Below are 12,374 nucleotides of genomic sequence, written 5' to 3'. Positions count from 1 at the left end.
GATTTTCAAAAAGATTGTGGTTTTGACAGGCGACCTGCAAAAATCTCTTATCCACTAGTACCTGCGTAGATGTCGAAGCGTCACCCGGTTGTTGCAGTTACGGGTTCCTCTGGAGCAGGAACTAGCACCGTAAAAAGAGCCTTCGAGCACATCTTCGCCAGAGAGGACATCACCCCTGCTGTCGTCGAAGGAGATAGCTATCACCGCTTCGAACGGATGCCTATGAAGCAGGCAATGGCAGATGCCCTTGCAAAAGGTCAGAACTTTTCCCACTTTGGTCCAGAAGCAAACTTGTTTGACAAGCTCGAGGAACTCTTTCGTACTTACGGAGAAACCGGCTCTGGACAAAAGCGGTATTACCTCCATAGCCCAGAAGAGGCAGATGAACATAATGCTCGCTTAGGAACTTCTCTAGGGCCTGGGCAATTCACTCCCTGGGAGCAGATACCTAGTGGGACTGATCTACTTTTTTACGAAGGTCTACATGGCGGGGTAGTTGGTGAAAACTATGACGTCGCCTCAGTGGCAGATCTTTTAGTTGGGGTTGTACCAATTACAAACCTTGAATGGATTCAAAAGATCCATAGAGATAACGCAGAAAGAGGTTATTCCGCAGAGGCTATTGTTGACACAATCCTAAGGAGAATGCCTGATTATATAAATCATATCTGCCCTCAATTTAGTCGTACTGATATAAACTTTCAAAGAGTTCCTACTGTAGACACATCAAATCCTTTCATCTGTAGGAACATTCCAACACCAGACGAAAGTTTCGTAATTATTCATTTCCGCAAGGGATCCAGAGAGAAATGGGGCATAGATTTCAACTACTTGCTTACTATGATCCACGACTCCTTTATGTCTAGCCCAACAAGTATAGTTGTCAACGGAGGGAAAATGGGTTTCGCCATGGAACTAATTCTTACTCCGATTATCCACCGAATGATTGAGGAGAAAAGACAAGCCTAAATTGAAATGCCATATTCCTGAAAAATGTATATAATTGCTTTTAGCTTAAATCTCCTTCATCTCAATTAACCAACCATCCTTTCTAATAAATGGCTCCCATAGTGGATCATTAGAATCTCCTAGATGGGACAGAATTAATAGTGCCGACTTAATTTGCAAAGCTAGATTGATTTACTTCGAGTATCTCTCAAAGAACTCGACAAATTCAAAACCTAGTGGAGTTGTTATCAATAAACGGACTGGCTATGGTCATGTTGTATTCGAATTAAATACATTATTACCATTCGAACACTTTTTGGGCTTGGAATACATCTGCCAGAAAACCAAAAGAGTGGTCAAAACACATTCAAACAAAAAATATTCGAATCAATCTGATTAAAATTAAATTTCACTCCCACCATTTTAGATCTGTCTTTTAAGTTGACATCCTTCATTAACTAATACGCCAACCATAAATTCACTAAATCAATAATGGCTTCTCGGAAAACAATTGTAAACCAATCAAGTCCACAAAACAGAGCTTGGATTTTATTTATTGTCTTTATACCTATATATCTTTTCAAGTTGATTAGCCAAATCAATATTTATCCATTTACCGTAACTTTGCAAGGGATGATCTTAGGTACATTTTTACTTGCCTTAGTAGTTAACGACTTAAAAACTATGTTGCTCCCAGAGAGTATATGCCTTTCAGGATGGCTATCTGGAGTTCTCTTGACATGGTTCAACGCGTTTCTTTGTAATAGTGAAATTGACATTCTGATTTTCAATCATCTAATTGGCTCATCAGCAGCATATTTATCAATGACTGCTATTAACCAGTTCGGCAAAGGATGTACAGGTAAAACTGTTCTTGGCCTAGGAGACGCCAAGCTGGCAGCGATTGGAGGGGCATGGCTTGGAATTAAAGGTATTTCTATTTCGATGGCTATAGCTTTTTTAAGTGGTGGTCTTTTTAGCTTTACAGGTCGGATTACCTCAAAACTAAGCCCACTACAGCCTTTTCCATTTTCTCCTTTTATTGCATTTGGAATCTGGAGTGTGTGGCTATTAAGTCCAGAGTGGTGGATAAATCAATGGATAGCCCTTATGGGTCTTTAATAGTGGAAAGGATTTAGAGTTCCGTGTCACTTTTCGACTGGTTTGCAGATCGCCGTAAAGGTCAATTTGTTGGCAAAGTGAGCCAGGAAACTGACGAAAGCGATGGTCTCTGGGACAAGTGCCCCGAATGCGGGCAGGTTGTTTACAGGAAAGATCTAATTGCAAATGCCAGTGTTTGCAGCAATTGCGGCCACCACAATCGAATCGACAGCACAGAACGAATCCGCCTAATTGCAGATGAAGATAGCTTTCAAGCCATAGATAAAGAATTAAGCCCTACTGACCCCCTAGGCTTCAAAGATCGGCGGGCATATGCTGATCGCCTTAGAGAAAGCCAAGCAATCACTGGTCTTAAAGATGGCGTCATTACAGGGACCTGCCGTGTAGATCGGATTCCTATGGCAATGGCGGTAATGGACTTCAGGTTTATGGGTGGATCAATGGGATCAGTTGTCGGAGAAAAAATAACCAGATTGATCGAAAGAGCTACGGCAAAAGAAATGCCATTACTCATTGTTTGTGCCTCAGGAGGAGCCCGAATGCAGGAAGGGATGCTAAGCCTTATGCAGATGGCAAAAATATCAGGAGCTTTAGAACGTCATAGAGAAGCCGAACTTCTCTATATGCCCTTACTAACGCATCCAACGACAGGAGGAGTCACTGCAAGCTTCGCAATGCTGGGAGATTTAATACTTGCTGAACCAAAAGCACTTATAGGATTTGCAGGTCGACGCGTTATTGAACAAACTCTTCGGGAAAAGCTCCCAGAAAACTTTCAAACGGCAGAGTACCTACAGGAACATGGCTTCGTGGACACAATTGTTCCCAGAACAAAGCTAAAAGCAACCCTAAGCAATCTTTTACGCCTCCATGGCAGTGTGCCAGTCAAATCTTAGTAGGACAGAAGCTAATGAGAAGTTACATTCAGGAGCAATTTTCTTCTATACATATTCAAAAGATTCTAATAATAATAATCGCAATCATATTTCCAATATTAATTGGAGTTTCTCCAGCAAAAACAGAAAGTCTAAAGTGGAAGGAAGTCCCTAGTAGTGAATTTGGCCACCAATGGTGGGATACAGAAAGTCTTATGAAAGACAATGACGAAAATCTTAGTATTTTGACAAAATTTATACCAAAAGGCGATAGTGAATCGAGAGAAAAACAAGCTATTCTCTATGGAATGAATATAAACTGCAGCAATAGAACTTTCAAAGACATAAGTGTCAATGGCGCACCTGAACTCATCCAAAACTGGAGATCTGCACAAGGAGATATTCTTATAGAAGGCGTAATTAAAGATGTTTGTATGCCACAAACGGAGAAGAAAACATGAACGCAGGAACTCAAGCTTCTATTGGAGTGGCAATTGCTGGAATAGGTTTTGGAGAAGCTGTTCATTTACCGGCCTTAAGAGCAACCAATACCCTCGAGCCAGTGTGCCTATGGCACCCAATCAAAGAACGTCTTATAGATCCTTGTCAAAAATACAATCTTCCTGGAGAAAATGATTGGCAAAAGCTCCTTGCAAACTCCAAAGTCGAAGCAATTGTATTGGCCACCCCTCCTGCTCCTAGGTTTGAACTAGCCAAAAAAGCACTTGAAGCTGGTAAGCATTTACTGCTTGAAAAGCCAGTAGCGTTAAATTTCAATCAAGTTATCGAACTTCAAAAAATCGCCTTAGCAAAAGGATTATCTGTTGCTGTCGATTTCGAATACAGAGCAGTGCCCTTATTTATGCAAGCTAAAAGAATGTTGGATCAAGGAGCTGTTGGGGAGCCATGGCTAGTCAAACTTGACTGGCTTATGAGTAGCAGAGCTAATCCAGACAGACCATGGAATTGGTATTCACAACGAGACCAAGGAGGAGGCGTATTAGGTGCTCTTGGAACACACGCCTTTGATCTCTTGCATTGGCTCTTTGGACCAACTATTCAAGTTGGCTCCCATTGCTCAACTTCTATCAAAATGAGGAAAGACCCAAATGATGGGATTCCCAAAAAAGTTACTAGCGAGGATTTAGTCCTCGCACAATTAATGATTGCTGGTACACATCAAAATGCAGAAATACCAGCTCAAGTAACCCTAAGTGCGGTAACTAGGCAAGGCAGAGGGTTTTGGCTTGAAATATATGGCAGTGATGGGACACTCCTTCTAGGAAGCAATAACCAAAAAGACTATGTTCACGGATTTAGTCTCTTGCATTCAAATCCAGGGGAACCACTTATTAGCATTAGCCCAGATTCAGACCTTGCCTTCTCACGGACCTGGAGTGATGGTCGCATTGCCCCTGTAAGAAGACTCCAAGATTGGTGGGGAGAAAGTATTCAATCAGGGATTCCAATGATTCCAGGCCTTGTAGAAGGAGCAGCCAGCCAAAAAGTATGTGATCAAATATTGGAATCAGCTGCATCAGGTCAAAAAATATTTCTCAGGTAGTTGATTAAATAATTTCTAGGGTCTTGTTCATTTTCCCTTCATCTTTTACAGTCCTGGGCCCCCGACCCGGGACTTATAAATGAGAACTGGGTCCTCCTGACACCTCGGAGACATCGATGGCCCTTGTTCCCCTAAGGCTTCTACTAGACCATGCCGCAGAAAACGGGTATGGCATACCCGCTTTCAACGTAAACAACCTTGAACAGGTGCAAGCGATTATGGAGGCTGCTGCAGAAACAGATAGTCCTGTAATTCTTCAGGCCTCACGAGGAGCAAGAAGCTATGCAGGCGAGATTTTCCTACGCCACCTAATTATTGCCGCCACAGAGACTTATCCAAACATTCCTGTGGTGATGCATCAGGATCATGGGAATGATCCATCAACGTGCTACTCAGCAGCAATAAATGGATTTACATCCGTAATGATGGATGGCTCTCTTGAAGCTGATGCCAAGACACCAGCAAGCTATGAATACAACGTAGACGTCACCAAAACCGTTGTTGACTTCGCACACTCTGTAGGAGTGAGCGTTGAAGGCGAGCTTGGATGCCTTGGTTCATTAGAAACTGGCAAAGGCGAAGCCGAAGATGGCCATGGGTTTGAAGGTGAGCTGTCCAAAGACATGCTTCTGACTGATCCAGCTGAAGCAGCAGATTTTGTTGCCAAAACAAAGGTAGATGCTCTTGCCATTGCAATTGGTACAAGTCATGGTGCCTACAAATTCACTCGTAAGCCAACAGGAGAAGTACTAGCTATTAGCAGAATTGCAGAAATACATAAGGCACTCCCCAATACTCATTTAGTTATGCATGGATCCAGCTCAGTTCCTCAAGAATGGTTGGACATGATCAACAAATTTGGTGGGGCAATTCCTGAAACTTATGGCGTTCCTGTAGAAGAGATTCAAGAAGGAATTAGAAATGGGGTCAGAAAAGTAAATATTGATACTGACAACCGTCTTGCCTTTACCGCAGCTGTTCGGGAGGCTGCTGCTGCTGACCCCACCAACTTTGATCCAAGACACTTCAACAAACCAGCAAGAAAATATATGAAACAAGTTTGTCTTGATAGATATCAACAGTTCTGGTGCGCAGGTCAAGCAAGTAAGATCAAACAGCAAAGTATTAATTACTATGCTGATCTTTACGCAAATGGCACATTAGATCCTAAAACTGCTGTTGCTGCTTAGCAAGTCTTTGCCAAGCGAATAAAAGTGCTAAAAGTTTCTTTTATTCGCTTGGCAAACATTTTATAAATATATATTATCCAAGCAAAGATTCGAGTATTTTCCTTCCATCAACTCCACCTAAACTTGGGTCACAGGCTCTCTCAGGATGAGGCATTAAGCCCAAAACATTTCCTGAAGTATTAGTGATTCCTGCAATGTCAAAGAGCGACCCATTAGGGTTTTTTTCATACTTCAATGCAATTGAATCTGTATCTTGAAGTTTCAAAAATGTTTCTTCACTACACTGATAACGACCCTCTCCATGGGCGATAGGAAGTACCAAAGAGTCATCAATGCTTTGAGAGTTAAGCCAAGTACTTCTATTGCTCACTATTTTTAAAGTTACTTCTTTACAAATAAAATGAAGATCACGATTACGAGTTAAAACTCCTGGGAGCAGCCCCAATTCAGTTAAAACCTGGAATCCATTACATATTCCCAAAACACGTCCTCCGCGCTGAACAAATTCAACTAAAGATTCAAGGACAGGGGCAAACCGAGCAATTGCACCACAACGAAGGTAATCGCCATAACTAAACCCCCCCGGGAGAACAATGGCATCGAATGCACTTAGATCTCTTTGTTCATGCCATATGAAGCTTGTTTTTATCCCCAAACACCCTTGAGTAGCCCATTGAACATCTCTGTCGCAGTTAGAGCCAGGAAAGACAACTATCCCAAGATTCATTTAATTTAAGAAAATTTAGAAGATTGAATGGATTCAACATCAAAAGTCCAATCCTCAATTACAGGATTAGCCAATAAGCGATCACTCAAAAGCTCAACACGTCTGCGAGCCTCGTCCTCATCTGGCGCCTCTAGCTCAAGATCAATAGCCTTGCCAATTCGCAACTTGGAAATACCTTTAACTCCAAGCTTCTGAGCTGCCGATCTAGCAGCCTCTCCTGCAGGATCTAGCACTGAAGGTCTTAAACTAACATCTACGCGAGCTTTAAAGTAGGACACGGTCTCCAAAAGTAATTAATAGATTTTAGCCACATACAAATAAAGCGCTAAAAAAGAGGCTTGAAAACAGATTTTCATTAAACAGAAATTTAAATCTACAACCCTTAATACAAAGATCTGCAAACGAATTTGGAAAATGAAAACTGAAGAGTAGACAAAATTTTATTTGCCAACAACTGAATTGATAACAAATCCACGCCCTAGGCAGGCCAAGCAGGTGTGATAGCAGTTCGGGTTGGTCTTCATATACCCATTCCCACCACAATGAGAACAGATGGTTACAGGTTTCTTTACCGGTGAATTGAATGAGTGGAATTTTGCCTCATTCAATGTATTCAAGGAAGTCACTAGGTGGCCCGCTGGGGTAAATAAAGGAGAATGGATGAAGCGAAGCGGAAGCAACTTTCAACTTCGTTTCAACAGAATCGCCAATCTTCTCAAAAGAAACAACCCTTTAGTGGAAAATTTTTACTTGATATTATTTTTCAAGGGAGAATCGGCTTAGGATTATTAAGCAAATCTTAAGCCTCTAGGGCTATCTCCTAACTCTTGCTGGAAAGTTCCCCGTGACTAAAAGCTCTCAGAAATTGATAGGATCAATGATGGATTAATTGTAAGTTGATAATGAAATATCACCGGACGAGTCCTAACCTGCAATCAAATCCTTCGCGTTTAATTCTTAAGACTTCTCCCTCTTGAAAATGTTTACTAAACGTAGTCATTCCAAATTGCCAGGCATAAAGCTAGAGATGGCTTCAATGGCTGGACTAGCGTCTATTGACTTGAAGATAAATGGAGGCACGTTAAACAACGCTGAATTCATTGCAAAATCAACATTAGGAGGAGTTGTTGTCTCCACGGCTTATCAGGTTCTACTCACAGGCCTTAGAAGTCAAGCAATGGTTAATAGAGATCAAATAACTAAGTCCATGCAAATACAATTAATTTTTTCAAGTGTTTCTAACTCTTTAAAAGAAGGTGCAGCTATCAGCCTTTCACTCAGCTGTCTACTAATAGTCTTCCCATGGCTGCGACTTCCACTATCAATTCTTGGATTACTAGGAGCAAGCAAAGCTTCTATTGAAGTCTTTAACGCCTTTTGGGGAGGCTTAAATGAAATTCAGAAAGCCCAGCTTCTAAATGCATCTAGAGAAGCAGGAGTAAATCTACGACAGTTTATAGGGAACAATTCACCATCCAATCAATTTACTTAAACCACCAAAATTAGGCATCCATATAGAATAACTAGATGGAGTCTCAAAGGTAAAATGAAAGAAACTTTAAATTTTTCTACTAAATAAACTATTTATTCATCCTTGTTTTCCAAAGCCGCCTGCAGCAATTCTCTGCTAATAGCTTTAGCAGTACCTGCATTAAAAGTTAAAATCACTAAATCAATTCCTCCCGATTTAGGCCTCCAAGCCTCCTCTGGTGACTTTTCAAACCAAGTACTTAGTCGAGGACCCACCATCTGTAATTGAAGAGGGAAAACTTTTCCAGGCAACCAGCACCGCCCCTTTAAACGTACAACCTTATACTTTGCAGATAATTTTGGCAGAAGTTTCTCTATCAAGACAGGGTCAAAAGGTAATTCTAAACGTACATTTTCACTAACAATCTCAACATGTTCATGGTCATGGTCATGGTCATGGTCATGGTCATGGTCATGGTCATGGTCATGGTCATGGTCATCATTCAAATCCTTTCGTGAACCTACTTGCATACCAAGCACAATCTCTGGATTAATGTTCCCGTAGGTAGTTGGCAATAAAGGGGTCCCTGACCGTACCAATTCTGAAAGATGAGTCTTTAAATTATCAATTTGATTAGTTGATAATTTATCTGCGCGACTAATTAAAACCAGGTCAGCAGAACTTAGTTGGTTCGAGAAAAGGTCCTGAACAGAGTTTATATGGTCAATGTTCGGATCATCCGCTCGTTGTTTCTCTAATGCCAAAAGATCTCCAACAGGACTACCAGCAGAAACAGCTTCTCCATCTACCAAAGTTACAACCCCATTTACAAAAATTCGATTTCGTACTGCAGGCCATTCAATGGCCTGCAGTAAAGGTCTGGGCAATGCAAGTCCACTAGTCTCAATAACAATTCCATCAAGATCGTCTGCTCGACCAAGCAATTTCTCCATCGTTGGAAGGAAATCATCCTGCACAGTGCAACAAAGACATCCGTTATTAAGTTCAACCAGTCTTCCTTCAATCTCCTCCTCTGGACAAAAGCCGCATGTTCGAATGAGATCGCCATCCAAACCAACACTTCCAAATTCATTGACCATTACAGCTAACCGCTGTTTTGAATGAAGAAGTAAATGGCGTAAAACAGTGGTTTTCCCTGTTCCGAGAAAGCCTGTGATAACAGTTACAGGTATACGCTGGTTCATTTAAATAAGCTTTTTAGAAGTAAAAATTCAACACGCAAGACTTTCTTGTGTGCTTATACCGGTACGTGAATTAACACCATTAGCTCTTTCACATAAGGATTTCTGCTGACTAATGTCCAGCACAGCGTTGGTAAAGTCAGCTCCTTCAATAAGTGAATCCTTAAAAGTACTTTGCATTAAGAGTGCATTAGTTAGATTGGCACCACTAAGATCTGAACCATCAAAAATACTTGCGAAGGCGACTACATCCTCCATGTCCGACTCTTTTAGACTTGAGGATTGCAATAGGGTGTTATTAAAAACTACTCCACGAAGATCTGCTTCGGAAAAGTCAACTCCTCGCAAATCATCCTTGACAAATTCATAACCTTTAAGGTCTCTTCCTCGCATATCTTGGGTGATTGCCTCACTTCGCTGACCTCTTATTTCAGGAGGAGTGATCGCCTTAGCCTCAACGACATGAAATCCAATAAGCCAAAATAGAAGCAGAAACGAAAGAAAGGCTTTAGCTCGCTTAGAGAAATTGATTAAATAGAACATTTTAAGTTGAGCTTGACCTCAAGCCAGTAATTTGTAAATCACGTTATGGCAATTAATTGCCAAAGAAAAACCTCATGACCATAAGCCTAAAAATAGTTGTTCCTCCTCATCCGCTAATAGCACATTGGTTGACGGTGTTACGGAGCGATCAAACCCCTGCACCACTCTATGCAACAGGTCTGGAGGAAATTGGTCGATGGCTTAGCTATGAAGCCTTACGTGAATGGCTTCCATATCGTATAGAAAAAGTGTGTGCCTCGGGATGTGAAGTTGAGGGGACAGTAATTGAATCGAATATTCCATTGCTTTCAATAACCATTCGCCCAGGGGGGTTGGAGTTATGGCAAGGAGCTAGAAAAGTAGTCCCAAATGCTCGGATATCTATTGAAGGGATTCCAAAGAACATTGAAAGGAATGCGGGAGTCCTTGTATTCATTGATCAAATTGCGAGTGGTGAGACCCTTTTAAAAATCCTTAAAGAGCTAGAGAAACAAGAAGTTCAACCAGAGAGATTAAGAGTTATAAGCGCTATAGCAAGCAGTCCAGGACTACAAACTATTGGGGAAGCTATCAAGGAGCTAACCATTTACACAACATGTATAGATGCTGAATTGACTGAAAAAGGCTCCATTTGTCCAGGTATAGGAGACCCTTCTTTGCGTTTGCGCACCAGAATTCATTCCTCGAACTAAAATCTAGGAAACACTTTTGCTCGAATGAGCCAGCATCGTGAGCCGGCAACCGGCAGCTCACTACCTTCATTAATAAGCGGCGCCGTCCTTGGAGCTGCTGGATTGGCTTGGTGGTTACTCTCAGAAGCTGAAAACAGACAAAAAAGCCGAAAGCAACAAGCCATGCTTTACGCCCCACGGATTCAAGATGGTTCCGAAGCCCTTGAAGTCGACGCTTCAAATAAAGAGGGTCAAACCAGCGAACAACTTGAACAACGCGTTGAGCAACTCAATTCAGCAATTGCTGATGTTCGTAGACAACTTGAAGACCTTGGAGCAAGAACTGAATAATTAACTAGGTTATCGATACAAATTTTTAGTCCCTCCTATGTTCCGATCAAAAGCAATAACCCAAGGAGTACAAAGATCACCTAACCGGGCAATGTTAAGAGCCGTAGGTTTTAAAGATGGGGATTTTGACAAGCCAATTATTGGTATCGCTAATGGATACAGCACCATTACACCATGCAATATTGGCCTAAATCAGCTGGCCCTGCGATCAGAAGAGGCAATTAGATTAGCTGGAGCAATGCCTCAAATGTTTGGCACGATAACGGTCAGCGATGGTATCTCAATGGGCACAGAGGGCATGAAATATTCTCTTGTCTCTCGAGAGGTAATTGCCGATTCCATCGAAACTGCCTGCAATGCTCAAAGTATGGATGGTGTATTAGCTATTGGGGGCTGTGACAAAAATATGCCGGGTGCAATGATTTCTATGGCGAGGATGAATATTCCGGCTGTTTTTGTATATGGAGGCACAATAAAACCTGGCAAGTTAAAGGGTAATGATCTAACTGTAGTAAGTGCATTTGAAGCCGTTGGCCAGCTTGCCAGTGGAAAGATTAATGAAGCTGAGCTTATAGAGGTTGAAAAGAATGCTTGCCCTGGCGCAGGCAGTTGTGGGGGAATGTTTACCGCGAACACAATGTCTGCGGCAATTGAGGTTCTTGGATTAAGTTTGCCTTATAGCTCAACAATGGCGGCTGAAGATGAAGAAAAGTGTGATAATGCTGCAAGAAGTGCTGAAGTACTTGTAGAAGCTATTAAAGGAAATATTCGCCCTCTTGATCTTTTAACAAAAAAAGCATTTGAAAACGCAATTAGTGTAATTATGGCTGTAGGAGGATCTACGAATGCTGTATTACACCTCCTGGCAATTGCACGAACTGCAGGTGTGGAATTAACTATTGACGATTTTGAAGTTATTAGACAAAGGGTACCTGTTATTTGTGATTTAAAGCCTAGTGGTCGCTATGTGACAGTCGACCTACATAAAGCTGGAGGAATTCCAAAAGTCATGAAAATCCTACTTGATGGGGGATTACTTCATGGCGAATGTCGAAATATAGAAGGCAAATCAATAAAAGAAATACTTGAGAACGTACCGTCTGAGGTTTCAACAGAAAAAATGGTGATTAGGCCACTCTCAAATCCTCTTTATTCCAAAGGGCACCTAGCAATCCTGAAAGGAAATTTAGCTCAAGAAGGAAGTGTGGCAAAAATAAGTGGAATTAAAAACCCTGTTCTTACTGGCCCAGCAAAAGTTTTTGAAAGTGAAGAAGAATGTCTTGAAGCTATCTTGAAAAATCAGATCACTGCGGGTGATGTGGTTGTCGTACGTTATGAAGGCCCAGTAGGTGGACCCGGTATGCGAGAAATGCTTGCTCCAACTTCAGCCATTGTTGGTCAAGGACTGGGAGACAAAGTTGCCTTAATAACAGATGGTCGGTTTAGTGGTGGCACTTATGGACTCGTAGTAGGCCATGTGGCCCCCGAGGCGGCTGTAGGAGGGAATATTGGCCTAATTCACGAAGGTGACAGCATCACAGTTGATGCAAATGAACGCCTTATTCAAATAAATGTGGACAATTCTGAGCTGGAAAGACGCCGTTCGGTTTGGAAAAAGCCTCAACCAAGATACAAACATGGGATTCTTGGGAAATACTCACGCCTAGTGAGCAGTTCAAGTACAGGAGCAGTTACAGATCAACCTTAAGG

14 protein-coding genes are annotated in these 12,374 nt (G+C 41.7%); 10 read left to right on the top strand and 4 right to left on the bottom strand.

All coding sequences use genetic code 11. The annotated features are described in order from the left end of the window. Positions 1-69: 69 nt before the first annotated feature. From SOI83_RS00805 to fba, 6 genes are all read left to right on the top strand, one after another. A complete protein-coding gene (locus tag SOI83_RS00805; protein ID WP_320676693.1) occupies positions 70-969 on the top strand; it encodes a phosphoribulokinase in 900 nt (299 codons plus the stop codon). A gap of 612 nt (positions 970-1,581) precedes the next feature. After that, positions 1,582-2,070, top strand: coding sequence for an A24 family peptidase (locus SOI83_RS00800; RefSeq protein ID WP_320676692.1), 489 nt, complete (start codon positions 1,582-1,584; stop codon positions 2,068-2,070). Between the two features lie 23 nt (positions 2,071-2,093). After that, a complete protein-coding gene (gene accD, locus SOI83_RS00795; RefSeq protein ID WP_320676691.1) occupies positions 2,094-2,966 on the top strand; it encodes an acetyl-CoA carboxylase, carboxyltransferase subunit beta in 873 nt (290 codons plus the stop codon). A gap of 14 nt (positions 2,967-2,980) precedes the next feature. Next, positions 2,981-3,406, top strand: a complete 426-nt coding sequence (locus SOI83_RS00790) for a hypothetical protein (protein ID WP_320676690.1) — start codon at positions 2,981-2,983, stop codon at positions 3,404-3,406. After that, on the top strand, positions 3,403-4,509 hold the full coding sequence (locus tag SOI83_RS00785; RefSeq protein WP_320676689.1) for a Gfo/Idh/MocA family oxidoreductase: 1,107 nt from the start codon (positions 3,403-3,405) through the stop codon (positions 4,507-4,509). Before SOI83_RS00790 ends, SOI83_RS00785 begins: the two co-directional genes overlap by 4 nt. A gap of 116 nt (positions 4,510-4,625) precedes the next feature. Then, on the top strand, positions 4,626-5,699 hold the full coding sequence (gene fba, locus SOI83_RS00780) for a class II fructose-bisphosphate aldolase (RefSeq protein WP_320676688.1): 1,074 nt from the start codon (positions 4,626-4,628) through the stop codon (positions 5,697-5,699). A gap of 73 nt (positions 5,700-5,772) precedes the next feature. On the opposite strand, the gene purQ is transcribed toward fba, so the two are convergent. Together purQ and purS are read right to left on the bottom strand one after the other, a co-directional pair. Beyond that, a complete protein-coding gene (gene purQ, locus SOI83_RS00775) occupies positions 5,773-6,426 on the bottom strand; it encodes a phosphoribosylformylglycinamidine synthase subunit PurQ (RefSeq protein ID WP_320676687.1) in 654 nt (217 codons plus the stop codon). 5 nt (positions 6,427-6,431) lie between these two features. Beyond that, the gene (purS, locus tag SOI83_RS00770; RefSeq protein WP_320676686.1) at positions 6,432-6,704 is read right to left on the bottom strand and encodes a phosphoribosylformylglycinamidine synthase subunit PurS; all 273 of its coding nucleotides are present in this window, start codon (positions 6,702-6,704) and stop codon (positions 6,432-6,434) included. Between the two features lie 701 nt (positions 6,705-7,405). Here purS and SOI83_RS00765 point away from each other — a divergent pair. Then, entirely contained in the window at positions 7,406-7,918 is a 513-nt protein-coding gene (locus tag SOI83_RS00765) for a hypothetical protein (protein WP_320676685.1), read from the top strand. A gap of 92 nt (positions 7,919-8,010) precedes the next feature. On the opposite strand, the gene SOI83_RS00760 is transcribed toward SOI83_RS00765, so the two are convergent. Together SOI83_RS00760 and SOI83_RS00755 are read right to left on the bottom strand one after the other, a co-directional pair. Beyond that, positions 8,011-9,102: a GTP-binding protein gene (locus tag SOI83_RS00760; RefSeq protein ID WP_320676684.1), complete on the bottom strand. Its 1,092-nt coding sequence runs from the start codon at positions 9,100-9,102 to the stop codon at positions 8,011-8,013. A 27-nt stretch (positions 9,103-9,129) separates the two neighbouring features. Then, a complete protein-coding gene (locus tag SOI83_RS00755) occupies positions 9,130-9,642 on the bottom strand; it encodes a pentapeptide repeat-containing protein (protein WP_320676683.1) in 513 nt (170 codons plus the stop codon). Between the two features lie 74 nt (positions 9,643-9,716). Between SOI83_RS00755 and SOI83_RS00750 the strand changes: the two genes are divergently transcribed. The 3 genes from SOI83_RS00750 to ilvD are packed head-to-tail and all read left to right on the top strand — an operon-like array spanning position 9,717 to position 12,372. Beyond that, positions 9,717-10,334 (top strand): uracil phosphoribosyltransferase, encoded by a 618-nt coding sequence (locus SOI83_RS00750; protein ID WP_320676682.1) that lies wholly within the window; start codon positions 9,717-9,719, stop codon positions 10,332-10,334. 24 nt (positions 10,335-10,358) lie between these two features. Continuing rightward, positions 10,359-10,664: a hypothetical protein gene (locus SOI83_RS00745; protein WP_320676681.1), complete on the top strand. Its 306-nt coding sequence runs from the start codon at positions 10,359-10,361 to the stop codon at positions 10,662-10,664. 37 nt (positions 10,665-10,701) lie between these two features. Further along, on the top strand, positions 10,702-12,372 hold the full coding sequence (ilvD, locus tag SOI83_RS00740) for a dihydroxy-acid dehydratase (protein WP_320676680.1): 1,671 nt from the start codon (positions 10,702-10,704) through the stop codon (positions 12,370-12,372). Positions 12,373-12,374: the final 2 nt, after the last annotated feature.

Source organism: Prochlorococcus sp. MIT 1300 (assembly GCF_034092375.1).
Taxonomy (GTDB): domain Bacteria; phylum Cyanobacteriota; class Cyanobacteriia; order PCC-6307; family Cyanobiaceae; genus MIT-1300.
This window is presented reverse-complemented; position numbering and strand designations above follow the sequence as displayed.

Bases quoted from the DNA above. Each gene is read 5' to 3' on its own strand.
- SOI83_RS00805 (WP_320676693.1), top strand. From the start codon at position 70: ATGTCGAAGCGTCACCCGGTTGTTGCAGTTACGGGTTCCTCTGGAGCA.
- SOI83_RS00800 (WP_320676692.1), top strand. From the start codon at position 1,582: ATGATCTTAGGTACATTTTTACTTGCCTTAGTAGTTAACGACTTAAAA.
- SOI83_RS00790 (WP_320676690.1), top strand. From the start codon at position 2,981: ATGAGAAGTTACATTCAGGAGCAATTTTCTTCTATACATATTCAAAAG.
- SOI83_RS00785 (WP_320676689.1), top strand. From the start codon at position 3,403: ATGAACGCAGGAACTCAAGCTTCTATTGGAGTGGCAATTGCTGGAATA.
- fba (WP_320676688.1), top strand. From the start codon at position 4,626: ATGGCCCTTGTTCCCCTAAGGCTTCTACTAGACCATGCCGCAGAAAAC.
- purQ (WP_320676687.1), bottom strand. From the start codon at position 6,426: ATGAATCTTGGGATAGTTGTCTTTCCTGGCTCTAACTGCGACAGAGAT.
- SOI83_RS00765 (WP_320676685.1), top strand. From the start codon at position 7,406: ATGTTTACTAAACGTAGTCATTCCAAATTGCCAGGCATAAAGCTAGAG.
- SOI83_RS00760 (WP_320676684.1), bottom strand. From the start codon at position 9,102: ATGAACCAGCGTATACCTGTAACTGTTATCACAGGCTTTCTCGGAACA.
- SOI83_RS00755 (WP_320676683.1), bottom strand. From the start codon at position 9,642: ATGTTCTATTTAATCAATTTCTCTAAGCGAGCTAAAGCCTTTCTTTCG.
- SOI83_RS00750 (WP_320676682.1), top strand. From the start codon at position 9,717: ATGACCATAAGCCTAAAAATAGTTGTTCCTCCTCATCCGCTAATAGCA.
- SOI83_RS00745 (WP_320676681.1), top strand. From the start codon at position 10,359: ATGAGCCAGCATCGTGAGCCGGCAACCGGCAGCTCACTACCTTCATTA.
- ilvD (WP_320676680.1), top strand. From the start codon at position 10,702: ATGTTCCGATCAAAAGCAATAACCCAAGGAGTACAAAGATCACCTAAC.